The following is a 17676-nucleotide window of genomic DNA, read 5'->3' as shown; positions in this document are numbered from 1 at the left end:
CGCGGTGGTCCTGTATCTCAGCTCGGGCGTGCACGACCCGATCGGTTCGGCGGCGAGAGGCCCGGTCCTGGTCGCCTTCTTCGTCTTCATCGGTCTGGCGCTGCTGTGGGTGTTCACACTGGCCACCCACGACGACAGCCCGGAAGGGCTGTACGTGGCCGACCGGTCCCTCTCCCCGGTGTTCAACGGGTTCGCCATGGCCGGCGAACAGATCTCCGTCCTCACCCTGTTCGCGACCTGCGGCGCCATCGCCCTGTTCGGCTACGACGGGTACGCCTCCGCCGTCGACAGCGTCATCGCCCTCGGGCTGCTGCTGCTTGTCGCCCGGAAGGTCCGCGACAGCGGCCGCTACACCCTCGGTGACCTCTTCTCCCTGCGGGTATCCGGACCCGTGCCGCGGATTGCCGCGGCCGTGGTGACGCTCGCGATCACCCTGCCGATGCTGGTGCTCCAGCTGCGGGCCGGCGGCGTCATCGCGGCCATGCTGATCGGCCTGTCCGGTGATGCGGCCCAGGTGCTGTGCACGGTCCTGCTGGGCGGCCTCGTCGTCTGTTTCGCCGCGGTGGCGGACCTCAGGGGCACCAGCCGCATGCAGGTGGCCAAGGTCGTCATCACGCTCGTGGTGCTGGTGGCGCTCGTGGCGCTGTCCCTGAAGAGGTTCTCGTGGGACGCCGGACGCCTGTTCTCATCCGCCGTGGACAAGAGCGTGGCGCCCGACGTGTACCTGCATCCGGGACTCTGGGCGCACATCTCCAGTCTGGTGCCCCTGAACATGCTGAGCGATCACATCGTGATGATCCTCGGTACCGCGGCGATGCCCCACCTGATCCTGCGCGTGGGCGCGTCCCGCAGCGGGCGTTCGGCACGGCGGTCCATGAGTATCGCCGTGGGACTGACCGGTGCCTACTTCCTCCTGCTGATCGCCACCGGCTTCGCGGCCGCGGCGGTGGTCGGCGGCAGGGACATCGGTGGCGTCGACGTCAACGGGCAGGCGTCCCCGATCCTGCTCGCCTCCGCTGTGCTGAGAAGCGGCTCGGCGATGCGTGTCGCCGTGATCACCGGCGTGGCGTGCGCCGCCTTCCTCGTCGTCCTCACGACCGTGACGAGCGTGATGTTCACAGCCGCCGTCTGCGTCGCCCACGACGTGTTCGCGCGCACCGACGGCGCGCGCACCGCCGGCCGGCAGGTGAGGGTCCTGCGTCTGTCCATCGTCGCCCTGGGCGCCGTGGGCCTGACGCTGTCCGCGGCCGCTCACCGCTACTCGCTGGAGTTCCTGGCCGCCTTCTCGATGAGCGTCGCGGCGACGTGTGTGGTCCCCGTGCTCGTCTACTCCTTCTTCTGGAAAGGGTTCAATCACAGGGGCCTGCTGTGGTGCGTCTATGGGGGCCTGCTGCTGTGCGCCGTCCTCACGGCCTTCTCACCCACCGTGTCAGGATCCGCATACGCGCTGATCACGGGATCGAGGTTCGACTGGTATCCGTTCCGCACCCCGGGTCTGGTCTCCGTACCTGCGGCCTTCCTCCTGGGCTGGCTCGGCAGCAGGAAACAGGGCCCGACCCCTGTCCGGCCCGCCGGTGAGGGCATCGCACAGCGCGGCGCGCGCGGAGTCGACGGCGCGGTCACGGCTCTGGACAGGCCGCGGTGATCTCGCCGGTTCCATCCGTTCGGGAGTATGAGCCAGGAGAGGACTCCGCAGCGTCTGCGGGTGCCGCATGGCGGTGTCGTCTCAGTGGGGTGAGCCTGAGCCGTCGCCCTCGCGTCCTTGCCTCGCGGACGCCACGTGCGGCGAGCGGAGGACGAGCAGGGTGATCTCGCTGGGGGCGAAGACGCGGAACGGCGGGCCCCAGAAGCCGGTGCCGCGGCTGGTGTAGAGGAGGGTGCGGGGGCCGTGGTGGCTGAGGCCGGCCAGGGCGGGCTGGTCGAGGCGGACCAGGTGGTGGAAGGGCCAGATCTGGCCGCCGTGGGTGTGGCCGGAGAGCTGGAGGTCGACGCCTTCGGCTGCCGCCTGGCCGACGAACTTGGGCTGGTGTGCCAGGAGCAGGACGGGCAGGTCGGGGTCGGCGCCGTGCAGGGCTCCGGCGAGGTGGGCGCGGTGGCCTGCCAGGCCGGAGGACTCGGCGGTGACGTCGTCCACGCCGGCCACCACGAGGGTGTCGCCTCCGCGTTCGAGCAGCAGATGGCGGTTGCGCAGCGGCTCCCAGCCCAGCTCGTCCATCAGGTCGACCCAGCCCTGGGCCTCGCTGTAGTACTCGTGGTTGCCGGTGACGTAGACGCGCGCCCGGGTGGCCCGCACCGTGCCGAGTGGGGCGGCCTGGGCGCGGCGGCGTTCGGCGGTGCCGTCCGCGATGTCGCCGGTGTGGCAGACCAGGTCGGCTTCCAGGGTGTTCACCGTCTCGCACACCCGTGCCGACCAGCGGGCGCGATCGAGTGGGCCGTAGTGGGTGTCGGTGATGAGGGCGACGCGGGTGCCGTCCAGCCCCGCACCCAGACGCGGGAGGTGCACCTCGAGCCGGCGCACACGGGGCACGCGGCGGGCCTCGGCGTACCCCCAGCCGAGCAGTACGGCGCTCACGCCGAGGACGGCCCACGTGACGATCCTGGCCCGGTCCTGACTCTCGCCGACGCCGGCCACGGCCAGGGCGAGCCGCAGGAGGACGCCGAGCAGGACCGACCAGGTGAACAGGATCCAGCTGCCGCCCAGCAACGTGTCCCCGATGATCGCCGCCCGGTCCTGCTGGCGCCGGCCGTGGCCGCGCACCATCGCGAGCGGCATACCGACGAGGCCGAGCAGGAACACGGCGGTGGCCACCAGGGCGACGGGCAGCGGCCAGTGCTGGCCGGTGTACAGCAGCACCCAGCAGGGCACGGCCCACAGCAGGACGGGGGCGATCAGGGGGAGGTAGCGCATCAGGCGGAGCAGTCGGCTCTGCCCGGGCGCTTGCGCCTCACCCACGGCGGGCCCGGTGTCGCTGGTGTCGTTCACGCTTGCCCTCCCCGACCAGGCTGCCGTCCCGCGCACTGTATCCCGTCGTCCCGGCCGAGCCGGGCCTGGCCCCGCCCAGCGGCCTCCGGCTCCTCCGCGAGGTCTTCCTCGACGTCCTGCGGCACCCCTCGGCCGCCCGGCCTCGGACGGCCGCCCCGAGGCGGAGCCGTCGGTGATCGTGAGGGTTTCGCCGAAGAGTGCTCGCCCATACTGTGGCCCGGTGACGTCGATCAAGAAGTTCCAAGTCACCTTCGACTGCGCGGAACCCGAGCGCCTCGCCCGCTTCTGGTGCGAGGTGCTGGGGTACGTCGTCCCGCCGCCGCCCGACGGGTTCGCCACGTGGGACGAGTTCAAGCGTGCGCAGCCACCTGAGCGGCGGGACGCATGGTTCGCCTGCGTCGATCCCTCGGGCGAAGGTCCGCGCCTGTACTTCCAGCGCGTCCCCGAGGGGAAGGCCGTCAAGAACCGGCTGCATCTCGACGTGCGGGTCGGCACCGGACTCGTGGGCGAGGAGCGTCTCGCGGCGCTGGAGGCCGAGTGCGCACGGCTGGTCCCGCTCGGGGCGGTACACGTGCGAACGCTGTACGACGGCAACGATGCGTGCATCCCGATGCTGGACATCGAGGGCAACGAGTTCTGCATCGACTGAGGGCCGCGCCAAGGATCCGGCGCCGAGTGCCCGCCCTCGAGCGCCCGAGGCCGGCCGTGGTCGCCGAACGGACCCCGCCAGCACCCGGTCACCGCCGGCCCCCGTACGGTCCGCGCCGGCACCCGGTCACCGCCGGCTCCCGGCGACCGCGCCGCCCCCCGGGAGAGCGGGGCGGGACGGCGCTCAGTGCGCTCCGGCCGCCGTGGCCGACGGCTCCGCCGGGATGTCGCGGATTCCGAGGCGCAGGTGCTCGACGTGGAAGAGGGCCTGCTCCAGCAGTTCGGCGACGTGGTTGTCGTAGAGGGCGTAGATGACCGAGCGGCCCCGGCGCTCGCCCGTGACCAGGCCGAGGTTGCGCAGCAGGCGCAGCTGGTGGGAGCAGGCGGACTGTTCCATGCCCACGGCGTCGGCGAGCTCGGTCGCCGCGCACGGGCCCTCCTGGAGGCGGGCCAGGATCCGCAGCCGCGACGGGGTGGCCAGCGCCTGGAGCGTGGCCGCGACATCGGCGGCACCCACCGTCTCGAGGCGCTCGCGCGCGGTGGCGGTCGTCTTGGCATCAGCTCCGTGGCCCATGGCCCTCATCCTACGGAGACGGACCCATGAACGTATGAATGGGTCTTCATGTGGTCCTGTACGGTGGAGGGAACGGCGCCGGACATCCGGCTGAGCCGCCGCTTCGCCCTGCCTCCGTGAAGGACTCCGCTCCGATGACCTCCACCCTCACCCGGCCGTCCACCGGCCCGGCCCCGCTGCCGCGCGGGAGCGGGGCGCCCCGGCGTCGCACTCGTGTGCTCGCCCTCCCCGAGGCGCGCTGGGCACTGGCGGCCACGGTCCTCTTCCTGCTCGCCCTGCCGCTGCAGCTGACCGGCGCTCCCGTGTGGGCCTGGGGACCCCTGTACGCGCTGTCGTACGCGACCGGCGGCTGGGAGCCCGGCTGGGAAGGGCTGAAGGCGCTGCGGGAGAAGACCCTCGACGTCGACCTGCTGATGGTCGTCGCCGCGCTCGGGGCGGCGGCGATCGGCCAGGTGATGGACGGTGCTCTGCTGATCGTCATCTTCGCCACCTCCGGCGCGCTGGAGGCACTGGCCACGGCGCGCACCGCCGACTCCGTGCGGGGGCTGCTCGACCTCGCGCCCGCCACAGCCACGCGTGTGGGCAGCGACGGCGCCGAGGAGACCGTCGCGGTCGGGGACCTGTCGGTCGGCGACACCGTCCTCGTGCGGCCCGGCGAGCGGATCGGCGCCGACGGCCGGGTCCTGGACGGGGCGAGCGATGTCGACCAGGCGACCATCACCGGCGAACCGCTGCCCGTCGCCAAGGGAAAGGGCGACGAGGTCTTCGCCGGCACCCTCAACGGCACCGGCGGCGCCCTGCGCGTGCGCGTCGAACGGGACCCCTCCGACACGGTGATCGCCCGGATCGTGCGCCTGGTGGAGGAGGCGTCGGAGACCAAGGCGCCGACCCAGCTGTTCATCGAGAAGGTCGAACAGCGCTACTCGCTGGGCATGGTCGCGGCGACGGTGGCCGTGTTCCTGGTACCGCTCGCCTTCGGCGCGCAGCTCACCGACTCGCTGCTGCGCGCGATGACCTTCATGATCGTGGCCTCGCCGTGCGCGGTCGTCCTCGCGACCATGCCGCCCCTGCTGTCGGCCATCGCAAACGCCGGACGGCACGGCGTGCTCGTCAAATCGGCCGTGGTGATGGAGCGGCTCGGTCAGGTCGACGCGGTGGCGCTGGACAAGACGGGCACGCTCACCGAGGGCACCCCGCGCGTCACCGACGTCCGCGCGCTGTCCGGCCTGGGCACGGACGAGCTCCTGGTCCTCGCGGCGGCCGCCGAGCGCCCGAGCGAGCATCCCCTGGGCCGCGCCGTGGTGGACGCGGCGCTCGAGCGCGGGCTCGCCCTGCCGGTGGCGGAGCACTTCGACTCCACGCCCGGCGTCGGGGTGACCGCCACCGTCGACGGCCGCGTGGTCGCCGTCGGTGCACCGGCCCGGCTGCTCCTCGGTGCCTCGGACGCGGGCTCCGCCCGAGCGGCGGTGCTCGCCGCCGGCCTCGAGGACGGCGGGCGCACCGCGGTCCTGGTCAGCGTGGACGGTACGCCGGTGGGGGTGCTCGGCATCGCGGACCGGCTGCGCCCCGACGCCGCCGCCACGGTGGCCTCGCTGACCTCTCTCACCGGAGCGGCTCCGCTGCTGCTGACGGGTGACAACCCGCGCGCCGCCGCTCGCCTCGCCGCGGAGACCGGCATCGAGGACGTGCGTGCCGCTCTGCTGCCGCAGCACAAGGTCGTCGCCGTCCGGGAGTGGGAGGAGGCCGGCCGCAAGGTGATGGTGGTCGGCGACGGCGTCAACGACGCCCCGGCGCTCGCCGCCGCCCACACCGGCGTCGCCATGGGCCGGGCGGGTTCCGACCTGGCCCTGGAGACCGCCGACGCCGTGATCGTCCGCGACGAGCTCGCCACGGTGCCCGCCGTGATCGCCCTGTCCCGGCGAGCGCGCAAGCTGGTGGTGCAGAACCTGGTCGTGGCGGCCGTCTTCATCGCGGGCCTGGTGATCTGGGACCTGGCCGGCAACCTGCCGCTGCCGCTCGGCGTCGCGGGCCACGAGGGTTCCACCGTCATCGTCGGCCTCAACGGACTGCGGCTGCTGCGCGAGGCGGCCTGGCAGCGGGCCACCGCATGAGCCGCCGCAAGACTCCCGCCGCACCGGCACCCCGGTGCACGGTCACCGTATGCCGGGGCTGCTGCTGCGGCACGCCCAAGGTTCCGGGCGTCGACCACGCCGCCCAACTCGCCACGCTGAAGGCACAACTGGGGCCGCTCGCCCATATCCGGGCGGTGAACTGCCTCGACGCGTGCGAGCAGGCCAACGTCATCGTCGTACAGCCCTCACCGGCCGGACGGGCCGCCGGTGGACGGCCGGTCTGGCTCGGCCTGGTCAACGACCCGGACGCCACGGGTGACATCGTGGCGTGGGTGCGCGCCGGCGGTCCGGGGCTGGCGGAGCCGCCTCAGATCCTCGACCTGTACGAGTTCGGCCCGTCCCGGCGCGTGCGGCGCGGCCTGGAGGACTGAGGCGTCCTCAGCGGTGCACGCGGGGGACCGTCCCCCACCCGACGACGGTGACCGTGCCGCCGGCCGTCACGCACCCCGCGGGCGCCGCGGGTGTGCGGGCCCCTTGAGTCACGCTCGGCGGCGGAGGGTCAGGCGGCTGCGCCAGGGGGCCGCGGGCCGGTCGCCGCGGCCGGCGCCGGGGGCCGCCTGGTAGGCGGGATCGGTGTCGGGGGCCGTCCGATAAGCGGGATCGGTTTGTGTGAAGTAGGCGCTGTCCTTGGGGCGTCCGCGGTCCGGGGCGGGGCGGGGGCGCGGGGCCGGCTCCAGGTGGGGAATGTGCTTGGAGCAGTGGACGTAGGCTTCCTCGACCGTGATGTGGACCCACAGGTGCGGCTGGCGGCCGGGCGCGGTCTCGATCGGCAGGTGCGGGAACCACGCTCGTTGTTCGTGGTCGGTGTGCAGCCGTGCGGTGCCGTTGACGTGCAGTCCTATGTGGTCGTGCGTGAAGTCCATGAACAGCATGCCGATGTGAGCGTTTTCGGTGATGTTGCCCGCACTGGCCAGGACGCCGTTGCCCCGGTACTCCGGGTAGGTCAGGGTGCGGTCGTCGAGGGCGACGCAGAATCCGGGCGGACCTGAGCGGAAGCTGGCGTCGCAGGCGCCGCGGGAGTCGGCCGTCGACAGGAAGACCATGCTCTGCCGGGCGATGAACTCCCGCATGGCCGGCGTCAGACAGGGCTGTACCTGGCGGTCGTAGAAGGCGGCCGCTCGGTCGGTGGTGCCCAGGTGCTCCTGCAGCAGGCGCTCGCCGAGAGAACCGGGCAGGTCGTGGTCGGTCACAGCTGGTCGGTCTCCTCGGTCGGACGGAGCGGCCGCAGGGGCGCGGTGAGGACGGGGACGTCCCACGGGTCGTAGTGCATGAGGTGGGGTGGAACACCGTGCCGTTGGAGGGCCTGCACCGCTTCGCCGAGCATCTGCGGCGGGCCGCACAGATAGGCCTCGTGCCGGTACCAGGGCCCGAACTCCGCGAGGACCTGGGGCAGAGTGCCCTCCAGCCCCGCGATGCGCTGATGGGAGACGGCGGCGCGGACGCGGAGCCAGTGGTGGCGCTGGGACATCCGCAGCATGTCGTCGAGCCCGTAGAGTTCGTCCGCCGTTCTGGCGCCGATGAACAGGCTGACCTCCGTCGTGTCGCCGATGCCCTCGCGGGCCGCCTGCTCTATCAGCGCGCGTATCGGAGCGAGGCCGGTCCCGCCCGCCACGAAGAGCAGATCGCGTCCGGCGGCCGGCCGCAGCACCATGTCGCCTTCCGGTGGGCCGAGCCGGACCGGGTCTCCCGGACGGGCATGGTGCACCAGCGCGTTGCTGACGACGCCCCCGTGGACGGCACGGACATGGAACGTCAGCTCGGAATCGTCCCGGGGGGCGTGCGCGGGGGAGTAGTGCCGCCACAGCCTCGGCGCCCAGGGCGTCTCGACGCTGACGTACTGACCCGCCACGAAGGGATACGGCGCCTGCGGCCGGACGGTGATCTCCGCGATGCCGTTCCCGCGGTGCACGTGCCGGACGATGTGCGCGCCCCACACGGCCGGGCGGCGATGTGCGTCGTCCTCGGCGGCGCGGATCATCACATCGGCGGCCGCGCTGTAGGCGCGCTGCCACGCCGCCGCCAGGTCGGGCGTCCAGGCCGGGCCGGCGTAGCGGGAGAGTGCTTCCAGCAGGCATTCACCGACCGCCGGGTAGTGCGCCTCCTGGGTGCCGAACTTGCGGTGGTCACGCCCCAGGCGGGAGCAGAACGCGACGAGGTTGTCCGGATCGTCGACCAGGTCGACGATCCGCAGGAGGGCCCGCAGCAGGCGGTCCCGCTGGACGTCGAGCGTGGCCGGGAACAGGTCCCGGACCTGTGGGTGACGAGCGAACAGGATGGCGTAGAAGTACACCGCCAGCTCGGCGACGTGAGGCCCGACCACCGCCAGACTCGCCCGTACGAGGGCGATGTCCTCGGCGCTCACCGGAGCGGGGGCGGCCGCGGCGTAGGGGGGAAGCGCGGCGGGATCCGGCGGGAAGACGGCTGGTCCGCCCCAGTCGTCCTGCGGTCGCGGCTGCGGATCGAGGTGCCAGGTGCCGGTCATGGGCCGGCGCTCGCCCATCATGGTCTTCCCGAGGGGCGGTCCGCTGCGACAGCGACATGCGCGGGGCAGCGGAGGACCTCCGGGGTGGTGCGGACGTGTGTCCGTGTCCTGGTGATCCCTGCCGGGCGGAAGCGCGAGGGGGGCGTGACCGGACGGTCTGAGCGCTGCCGAGCGCAGTACATGGAACGCACGAACCTTTCTCTTACTGATCGGGAACGCTCAGCACGAGCGGGGCGACGTCGTCGTTCGGGCGTCGCACCGAAGCTGCCAGGAGCCACGCATGTGCGCGAGGTGTTCCTGCGGCGAGCCTGGTTGCCCGGCAGGGTCCGCCGGGCGCTCATCACCGTAGCGGCCGATCATGGCGGTGTGGGCCCGGCCCGTCACCGATTCGGCGATTCCGCCGCGTCCCGCCAGGTCCCGCGACCCCTCATCGGCCCTGCACAGGCCGTGCGAGCCCGGGGCCGACGGACCTTCGGCCGGATCCTGTTGCCGTCCGGTAACGGTTCTGTGGACGGCTCGGGGAGGGCCGACATCTCGGCTCATGTCGCCGGTCCGGGCGTGCCTGCGGCGCTCGCGAGGGAGAGTGCCGACGGCGGGACAGAGCGAGGGGACGAAGAGGTGGCCGGGTGGGCCGCGCCACGTCGGCCGTTGTCCGGAAGATCCCAGATGGGAAGGACGTCCGGTCCTCCGGGACCGTGGAGCAGTTGCGGCGGTCAGCTGCGGGTGCAGATCCCGCTTCCGCGGGGCGCGCCGTCCCAGTGGCGCGCGTCCTGCCGCACCTCGGCGGCGAGCAGGTGCCGTCCCGACGGACTCACCTCCGGCGGTGCCGTCCCGTCGTCGGCGTAGGGGGTGCCGGGCTTCTTCATCCGCCGCTCCCGTGGGAGGCCGCATCCGGCCCCCCGGCGGACGGCTCGCCGGCCGGGCCGAGAATGGCGGGAAGGTCGTCCATCCAGGCGAGCACCGCTTCCTCGTAACGGATGCCGAAGGCGAGGGTGGCGCGCTGATGGATGTCGAACGCCGCCGTCCCGAGACGCGCCTGGTACGTCTTCAGGCGCCGCTCGTGGACCGTCCGATGCTGGTCGACGTAGGACAGCAGGCGGGTGCGGTCCAGATGACCGCCGAACGCGATGGTCAGCAGCAGGGGGTAGCGGATCTGTTCCGCGCCCGGAGGCGCGGCGATCCACCGCGCGAACGCGTCCCGCCCGTCGTCGGTGATGCGGTAGCGCACCCGGGCGCGCGGTCCGGTGTCCCCGGCCATGACCAGCCCACGCTCGGCCAGGGCGGCGAGTTCGCGGTAGACCTGGCTCCGGGTGACGGTCCAGAACGCGCCGACGACCTCCTCGGCGATGCCCAGGAGTTCGTAACCGCTTGCTTCCCCCGTGTGCAGGAATCCCAGGAGCGTGGCGGCTGTGGCGTTGAGGTTGTCCATACAGGCTCTCCTTGACACTCCACAGTGGACGGTACATGATGCTCGCGGTCGATAGTCCACTGTGGTCGGTCGATCCACTGTGTCACAGGGTCGGGGGCCCGGATGAGCACGGCGCAACGGGGGAGAGCTGTCATGGCGCGATTCAGTCTGGGCTTACAGAGCCTGGACGACGAGACCGAGCCGGTCGAACTCCCGGTCAGCGGATGCCTCCCCGAGTGGTTGAACGGCACGCTGCTGCGGAACGGCCCCGCGAAGTTCGAGGCCGGCGCCACGGGCTTCCGCCACTGGTTCGACGGACAGGCCATGGTCCATCGGTTCGCCGTCGACGGCGGACGGGTGCGGTACGCGAACCGTTATCTGGACACGCCGAGCAGCCGGGCCGTTCTCACAGAGGGCCGGATCCGTTACCAGGAATTCGCCACCGATCCCTGCCGAAGCCTCTTCGCTCGTTTCTTCACGCCTTTCCAGCGCGCCCGCCCCGCAAATCCCAACGTGAACATCGCGCGTTTCGGGGACCGGACCGTCGCGCTCACCGAATCCCCTCTGCCGGTGGAGTTCGCGCCGGACACCCTCGCCACGGTCGGAGTGGTCGAATACGACGACCGGCTCGGCGGGCAGCTGACGACGGCGCATCCCCATCAGGACCCGGTCACCGGTGATCTCGTCAATTATGTGACGCATTTCTCTCGCCGCAGTGAATACCGGGTCTATCGCCAGCGGCCCGATGGCACACCGCGCCGTGAACTGCTCGGGCGCCACCGCGTGGACGAGCCCGCGTATATGCACAGCTTCGCCATCACCTCCCGGCACGTGGTGCTGGTCGAGTTTCCTCTCGTGGTGAACCCTTTCAGGCTTCTGTTGAGCGGTCGTCCGTTCATCGAGAACTACCGCTGGAAACCGGAGCGCGGAACCCGGTTCGTCGTCATGGACCGAGAGGGCGGACAGGTGCGCGCGGTGCTGCGCGGCCCCGCGTGCTTCGCCTTCCATCACATCAACGCGTGGGAGGACGGCGGCCGGCTCTTCATCGACCTGTGCGCCTATGACGACGCCGCGGTGATCGAAGCCCTCTCCCTCGACTCCCTGCGCGGCGGTGATGCCCTCCCGCAGGCCATGCCCACCCGGTTCGCCCTGGAGCCCGAGGCCGGGACCGTCACGGCGCAACCGCTGGCGGCGGAATCCCTGGAGTTGCCGCGCATCGCCTACCGGCGGCACAACGGCCGGCCTTATCGCTACGCGTACGGTGTCGGCTCCCGTGATCGCCGGACCGACGACTTCTTCAACCAGCTGGTGAAGCTGGACGTCGGGGACGGCGGCACGCTGCTGTGGCACGAGGAGGGCTGTTACCCGGGCGAGCCCGTCTTCGTCGCGGCCCCACCCGGTGCCGGCCGGGACGGGGCGGAGGACGACGGTGTCGTGCTCGCCGTCGTCCTGCGTGCGGCGACCGCGTCGTCGTATCTGCTGGCCCTCGACGCGCGCACCTTCCGGGAACTGGCCCGGGCGGAGGTGCCGCACGCCGTTCCGTTCGGGTTCCACGGCATCTTCCTCCGGGAGGACCGCGCCCGCGACGTCGGCTGAGCGGTTGAATTCGGGGTTCAGAGTAAAGGAACAGCAGGAGCGCCGAGTGTCCGTGGTGCTCCGAATTCGCTGTGCGCTGCATCTTTATTGTGCGCTGAATCGGAAAACGCTTGTCATGATCATGATTTGTTGATGGTTGAATAACGTACCGTTTACCGTCTGAGCTGACCGGCCAGTCAGGATCAGGGTTAGTTCATTTCTGTAGAAAAATGGATACGTGCAGTTAACGCAGAGTCCCTTTATTTTCCTCAAGCGTGGCTCTAGACTCCAATCACTGACTCGAAGGAGCCGGTCGCGGGGGTGCCCCACCACCGCCGGCGAGCGAAACCAGGAACCAGTCTGACTGCCGAGTAAGGAGGACTGGGATCTGCCGTTCCGGCGACTTCTCATGGCATTGAGATCGCCGTCTCCTTCGAAGTCGGTGGATTCCTCCGTTGTTTCCGTCGTCCGATACGCGGCTGCGTGCGGAATTCCGCGTCCCTGTGACTGTCACAGCAGACGTGCGCACGTGTCGTGCCGCATTCTGTCCCGCTCGGGTCTTTCCCCATTTCCCGAAAGGAACCACCATGCCCGCAGTGAGCGCTCACGAGGCGCAGGAGTGGCTGATCGAGAAGATCGCGCACCGCCTCGGCACAGAGCAGACCGAGGTAGCACCCGAGATGTACTTCGACGAGATGGACCTCGACTCGACGGAAGCCCTCATCCTCGCCGGCGAGATCGAGAACTGGCTGGGGTTCGAGCTGAGCACCACCACGCTGTGGTACCACCCCACCATCAAGGACCTGGCGGCACACATAGCGGAGGAGAGCGCGAGCCGTGCGGCATCCGCGTAGCGCCGAACGGCCCGTCGTCCACCGCCATCGCGCGGCGGCCCCGGGCAGCCACACGGTCTACCTGGTCCACCCCGGCGCGCTCGACGTGTCCGTCCACCGCACCCTGGCCGACGCGCTTCCCGCGGGCGTCGGGCTGACCGTGCTCGACCTGGGCGGACTGCCGGAGTACTGGCAGGCGGCGCTCACCGGCGGGCACGCCGACACCACCATCGACGCGCTGGCCTCCCGGCTGCAGACGGCCGTCCAGGTCGCTCACATCGAGGGCGACTACGTGCTCGCGGGCTGGTCCTTCGGCGGCGTGGTGGCGCACGCCATGGCGTCCCTGCCCGCCCGCCACGGCCGTCCCGCCCGGCTCGTGCTGCTGGACAGCATCGCGCCCGTCGAGGCGTACAAGCACGACGACGACGCCCTGGAACCGTCCCTGCTGCTCGGCTGGTTCGGCATGTACCTCGGCGCGAAGCGGGACCGCCCGCTGCCGCTCGACCCGGAGCGGCTGGCCGGACTCGGCGTGGACGACGGTCTGAAGCTGGTGCTGGAGGCAGCCATCGCCAACGAGGTGCTGCTGCCCTCCACCCCGCTCCCCGGACTGCGCAAGCTGTACGACACCTATGTCGACGGCCTGCTGCGCAACAACCGGCTGACGAACCCTCACCGTCCGCTGCCCGCTCCGGTGCCCGTGGTGCTGGTCAAGGCCGACCGCAGCCTCGTGCCGGGGGACCGGACGCTGGGCTGGGAGCCGCTCGCTCCCCACGGCCTGCAGGTGCACACCTGTCCGGGAGACCACTACACCATGCTCACCCGCGCTGACGCCGCTGCCGTCGTCGCGTCGCTGCTCGACGCCGCCTGACCGCGATACCGGCACGCTCAGGTATCACGGGCGACGGCAACCAGCAGACCTTCGCCAGTAGGCGCATCCTCTTCCCACGAGGCCGGGCCATGCCGCCCTGCCCCGACCCTCGAGAGAGCCTCGCTGTGAACGTTTCGCAGGATCCCGACCTCGACCGCCGGCTCGCCCGCGACCCGATCGCGATCGTCGGCCTGTCCGCCCTCTACCCCAAATCCCGCGACCTGAGGGAGTTCTGGGCCAACGTCGCCGCGGCGGCCGACTGCATCGAAGACGTGCCCGCCACCCACTGGGACGTCGACGAGTTCTACGACCCCGACCCCGCGGTACCGGACAAGACCTACGCCAAGCGCGGCGGTTTCATCCCGGACACGCCCTTCAACCCCCTGGAGTTCGGCCTGCCGCCGAACACCCTCGAGGTCACCGACGTCCTCCAGCTGCTCAGCCTGGTGGTCGCCCGCGACCTGCTCAAGGACGCCGGGGCCGACCAGTCCTGGTACGACGCCTCCCGCACCGGCGTCGTCCTCGGCATCACCGGCGCCAATCAGCTCACCCAGCCGCTCACCGCCCGCCTGCAGACCCCCGTCCTGAAGGAGGTCGTCCGCAGCTGCGGCCTGAGCGACAAGGACGCGGAGGAGATCGCCGCCAAGTTCCGCCTCGCCTACGCCCCCTGGGAGGAGAACTCCTTCCCCGGCATGCTCGGCAACGTGGTCGCCGGACGGATCGCCAACCGGCTGGACCTCGGCGGCATCAACATGACCGTCGACGCCGCCTGCGCCAGCTCGCTGGGCGCCGTCAAGGCCGCCGTCAGCGAACTGCTGGAGCGCCGCGCGGACACCATGCTGGTGGGCGGCTGCGACGCCGAGAACACCATCTTCATGTACCTCTGCTTCAGCAAGACCCCGGCGCTGTCGAAGTCCGGCCGCATCCGGCCCTTCGACCAGGACGCCGACGGCACGCTCATCGGCGAGGGCATCGGCATGCTGGCGCTGCGCCGGCTCAGTGACGCCGAGCGGGACGGCAACCGTGTGTACGCCGTGCTGCGCGGCATCGGCGCCGCCAGCGACGGCCGCTTCAAGTCCATCTACGCCCCCCGCAAGGAGGGCCAGGTCCTCGCCCTGGACCGCGCCTACCACGACGCGGACTGCTCCCCGGCCAGCGTCGAGCTCTTCGAGGCGCACGGCACCGGCACCGCCGTCGGCGACGCCACCGAACTCAGCTCGCTCGCCGCCGTCGTCTCCGCGGCCACGCCGGAGCGGCAGTACGCGGCCGTGGGCAGCGTCAAGTCGCAGATCGGGCACACCAAGGCGGCGGCCGGCGCGGCCGGCATGATCAAGCTGTCGCTGGCCCTGCACCACAAGGTGCTGCCGCCCACGATCAACGTCGACCAGCCCAACTCGGCCGTCGACTTCGCGAACGGGCCGTTCTACGTCAACACCGCTCTGCGGCCCTGGATCCGCGACCCGCGGCGCCCGCGACGCCGGGCCGCCGTCTCCTCCTTCGGCTTCGGCGGCACCAACTTCCACCTGGTGCTCGAGGAGCACGGCGAGGGCGAGGACCTCCAGGTGATGTTCCCGGTCGCCCAGGTGCACCTGTGGCACGCCGCCGACACCGCGGCACTCACCGCCGCGCTCGCCGAGGACGCGCCCGCGCAGGCCGGTCCCGTCCCCGACGGCCACGCCCGCGTCGCCTTCGCCGCACGCGGCGCCGAGGACGCGGCGGCACTGCGCGAACTGGCGCTGCGCGAGCTGCGGGCCCGCCCGGACGCCGACTCCTGGTCGCACCCCAAGGGCATCTTCTTCCGCCGCCGCGCCGCCGAGGCAGCCGAGCGCGGCAAGGTGGGCGCGCTCTTCGCCGGGCAGGGCAGCCAGTACGTCAACCCGGGCATGACCGCCGTGCTGGCCCTGCCGCCGTTGCGCGACGCCTTCGACCGCGCCAACCGGCACTTCGAGGGCGCCGAACCGCTTTCCCGGATCGCCTTCCCGCCGCCCGGGTTCGACCAGGCCACGCGCACGGCGCAGGAGAACGCGCTGCGCGCCACCGAGTACGCCCAGCCCGCCATCGGGGCCCTCGCCGCCGGCCAGTTCCGCTACCTCGGCGAACTGGGCTTCGCACCGGAGGGCTACCTCGGGCACAGCTTCGGCGAGCTGACCGCGCTGTGGGCGGCCGGGGCGCTGGACGACGACACCTACTTCGCCCTCGCCCGGGCCCGGGGCGCCGCGATGGCGCCGCCCGCCGAGGCAGGCTTCGACGCCGGTGCCATGGCCGCCGTCAGCGCCTCCGAGGAGCGCGTGGCGGAGTTGCTGACCGGCATCCCGGGGCTGCACGTGTGCAACCGCAACGCGCCGGACCAGATCGTGGTGGGCGGCGCCACTGAGGCCGTGTCCCGGCTGGTGGCCGCCGCGGGCGAGGCCGGGATCAAGGCGTCCCGGCTGCCGGTCTCCGCGGCCTTCCACACGCCGTACGTCGGCCACGCCGTGGACGCGTTCCGCGCGCACGTCGAGGCCGCACAGGTGGCCCAGCCGCACGGTCCGGTCTACGCCAACACCCGAGGGGCTTCCTACGGCGCGGACGTGGCCGCCAACCGCCGCGTCCTGGCCGAGCAGCTCATCCACCCGGTGGACTTCGCCGCCCGTGTCGAGGAGATGTACGCGGCCGGGTTCCGCACCTTCGTCGAGTTCGGGCCGAAGAGCGTGCTCACCCAGCTGGTGCGCCGCATCCTCGGCGAACGCCCGTACACCGCGCTGGCCGTGGACGCCGGCCCCGGCAAGGACGCCGACGTCGCGCTGAAGCAAGCCGTGGCCCAACTCGCCGTACTGGGACTGCCGTTGCGGACCGCCGACCGGTATGTGGCCGCCCCCGTGGAGCACGAGCCGGTCAAGGGCATGTCCATCATGCTCAACGGCATCAACTACGTGTCGCCGGAACGCAAGGCCGCCTACCGCGCCGCGATCGAGACGGGCTACCGCGTCGCACTGCCGACCGCGGCGCCGGCACTGTCCGCGCCGGCACTGTCCGCGCCCGTCCCGCCGCCCGCCCCCGTGCCCGCGCCGTCCGCTGCCGCCGTGCCCGAGCCCCGGCCGGCCGCCGCGCCGCCCGGGGTCCCGCAGCCGGTCGCCGCGCAGCCGTCGCCGCCGCAGCCGGGTGCCGGCCACCGGCCGGCCGCCGGTCCCGTCGAGCGCGCGACCGCCGTGGCCCTCGCGCCGTCGCCGGCCACACCCGCGCCGGCCCCGGCTCCCGCCCCCTCCCTCACCGCCCAGGAGACAGCACCCGTGGACAAGGATCGACTGGCCGACGTGGTCGCCGACCACCTGGCGCTGCACGACGAGTACCTCAACGGGCAACTGGACAGCGCCCAGCGCCTCGCCGGGCTGCTGGAGCGCGCCTACGACCAGGGCCTGCTGAACCAGGTGATCTCCGGTGTCCACACGGTCAAGGAGCACAGCCTGGCCATCGGCCGCACCCATCTGCGGGCCAACGAGATCCTGCGCGAACTGGCCGGCCTGGAACTCGGCACCACCTCGGCGCCCACCGCGGCCGCCGCCCCCGCACCGCAGGCGTACGCCGCGCCCGCCCCGGCCGCCGTCCCGGCCCCGGCGCGCGAGCCGCTGGCCGTCCCCGCCGCACCCGCCGTCGCGGCGCTCCCGGCCCCGGCCCCGGCGCCTGCCCCGGCATCCGCTCCGGTTTCCGCTCCGGTTTCCGCCCCCGCCCCGGCCGCGGCGCCCGCTCCGGTTGCCGTCGCGGCACCCGCTCCTGCCGCAGCGCCTGCCCCTGTGGCTCCGGCCGCTCCCGCGGGCCCTGACGCGGCGTCGGTGACGTCGGCGTTGCTCGAGGTGGTGGCGCAGAAGACGGGTTATCCGGCGGAGATGCTGGAGCTCGGGATGGATGTCGAGGCTGATCTGGGCATCGACTCCATCAAGCGGGTGGAGATCATGGGTGTGCTGCACGAGCGGTTCGCGTCCGGTGTGGCCGCGAGCCCGGAGCAGCTGGGTGAGCTGCGCACCCTCCAGGACATCGTCGGCTTCATCGCGGATGCGGCGGCGGCTGCTCCGGTGGCTGCTCCGGTGGTTGCGCCTGCTGCGGCTGTTGCCGCGGGTCCGGATGCGGCGTCGGTGACGTCGGCGTTGCTGGAGGTGGTGGCGCAGAAGACGGGTTATCCGGCGGAGATGCTGGAGC

At 72.0% G+C, this 17676-nt stretch carries 14 protein-coding genes; 8 read left to right on the top strand and 6 right to left on the bottom strand.

Annotated features, from left to right (window positions below; all coding sequences use genetic code 11):
• The first annotated feature begins 4 nt into the window (after nt 1-4).
• On the top strand, nt 5-1645 hold the full coding sequence (locus AB0E88_RS28990) for a transporter (protein ID WP_361636530.1): 1641 nt from the start codon (nt 5-7) through the stop codon (nt 1643-1645).
• A gap of 81 nt (nt 1646-1726) precedes the next feature.
• On the opposite strand, the gene AB0E88_RS28985 is transcribed toward AB0E88_RS28990, so the two are convergent.
• Nucleotides 1727-2983, bottom strand: coding sequence for a metallophosphoesterase (locus AB0E88_RS28985; protein WP_361636527.1), 1257 nt, complete (start codon nt 2981-2983; stop codon nt 1727-1729).
• A 220-nt stretch (nt 2984-3203) separates the two neighbouring features.
• On the opposite strand from AB0E88_RS28985, the gene AB0E88_RS28980 reads away from it, so the two are divergent.
• Nucleotides 3204-3632, top strand: coding sequence for a VOC family protein (locus AB0E88_RS28980; RefSeq protein ID WP_361636519.1), 429 nt, complete (start codon nt 3204-3206; stop codon nt 3630-3632).
• Nucleotides 3633-3815: 183 nt separating this feature from the next.
• Here AB0E88_RS28980 and AB0E88_RS28975 read toward each other — a convergent pair whose 3' ends face one another.
• Entirely contained in the window at nt 3816-4205 is a 390-nt protein-coding gene (locus tag AB0E88_RS28975; RefSeq protein ID WP_361636516.1) for a metalloregulator ArsR/SmtB family transcription factor, read from the bottom strand.
• Between the two features lie 134 nt (nt 4206-4339).
• Between AB0E88_RS28975 and AB0E88_RS28970 the strand changes: the two genes are divergently transcribed.
• Together AB0E88_RS28970 and AB0E88_RS28965 are read left to right on the top strand one after the other, a co-directional pair.
• Nucleotides 4340-6316 carry a heavy metal translocating P-type ATPase gene (locus tag AB0E88_RS28970; protein WP_361636513.1) on the top strand — a complete coding sequence of 659 codons (1977 nt, stop codon included), beginning with the start codon at nt 4340-4342 and terminating at the stop codon, nt 6314-6316.
• Nucleotides 6313-6708, top strand: a complete 396-nt coding sequence (locus tag AB0E88_RS28965) for a (2Fe-2S) ferredoxin domain-containing protein (RefSeq protein WP_361636510.1) — start codon at nt 6313-6315, stop codon at nt 6706-6708. The genes AB0E88_RS28970 and AB0E88_RS28965 overlap by 4 nt, the downstream gene beginning before the upstream one ends.
• A gap of 108 nt (nt 6709-6816) precedes the next feature.
• On the opposite strand, the gene AB0E88_RS28960 is transcribed toward AB0E88_RS28965, so the two are convergent.
• From AB0E88_RS28960 to AB0E88_RS28945, 4 genes are all read right to left on the bottom strand, one after another.
• A complete protein-coding gene (locus tag AB0E88_RS28960) occupies nt 6817-7527 on the bottom strand; it encodes a pyridoxamine 5'-phosphate oxidase family protein (RefSeq protein ID WP_361636508.1) in 711 nt (236 codons plus the stop codon).
• Entirely contained in the window at nt 7524-8819 is a 1296-nt protein-coding gene (locus AB0E88_RS28955) for a globin domain-containing protein (protein WP_361636505.1), read from the bottom strand. Before AB0E88_RS28955 ends, AB0E88_RS28960 begins: the two co-directional genes overlap by 4 nt.
• A 713-nt stretch (nt 8820-9532) precedes the next feature.
• Nucleotides 9533-9685, bottom strand: a complete 153-nt coding sequence (locus tag AB0E88_RS28950) for a hypothetical protein (RefSeq protein WP_361636502.1) — start codon at nt 9683-9685, stop codon at nt 9533-9535.
• Nucleotides 9682-10248, bottom strand: coding sequence for a helix-turn-helix transcriptional regulator (locus AB0E88_RS28945; protein ID WP_361636499.1), 567 nt, complete (start codon nt 10246-10248; stop codon nt 9682-9684). The genes AB0E88_RS28950 and AB0E88_RS28945 overlap by 4 nt, the downstream gene beginning before the upstream one ends.
• Nucleotides 10249-10350: 102 nt before the next feature.
• Here AB0E88_RS28945 and AB0E88_RS28940 point away from each other — a divergent pair, with 102 nt between their 5' ends.
• The 4 genes from AB0E88_RS28940 to AB0E88_RS28925 all read left to right on the top strand — a co-directional run.
• On the top strand, nt 10351-11823 hold the full coding sequence (locus tag AB0E88_RS28940; protein ID WP_361636497.1) for a carotenoid oxygenase family protein: 1473 nt from the start codon (nt 10351-10353) through the stop codon (nt 11821-11823).
• A gap of 566 nt (nt 11824-12389) precedes the next feature.
• Entirely contained in the window at nt 12390-12656 is a 267-nt protein-coding gene (locus tag AB0E88_RS28935) for an acyl carrier protein (protein ID WP_361636494.1), read from the top strand.
• Nucleotides 12640-13503: a thioesterase domain-containing protein gene (locus AB0E88_RS28930; RefSeq protein WP_361636491.1), complete on the top strand. Its 864-nt coding sequence runs from the start codon at nt 12640-12642 to the stop codon at nt 13501-13503. The genes AB0E88_RS28935 and AB0E88_RS28930 overlap by 17 nt, the downstream gene beginning before the upstream one ends.
• Before the next feature lie 125 nt (nt 13504-13628).
• Nucleotides 13629-17676, top strand: a 4048-nt coding sequence (locus AB0E88_RS28925) for a beta-ketoacyl synthase N-terminal-like domain-containing protein (RefSeq protein WP_361636489.1), incomplete at its 3' end; no start/stop codon positions are given.

The sequence above is a fragment of the Streptomyces sp. NPDC028635 genome, from assembly GCF_040637635.1.
Classification (GTDB): domain Bacteria; phylum Actinomycetota; class Actinomycetes; order Streptomycetales; family Streptomycetaceae; genus Streptomyces.
Note: the sequence above shows the minus strand (reverse complement) of the source record. Positions and strands in the feature narration are given on the sequence as shown.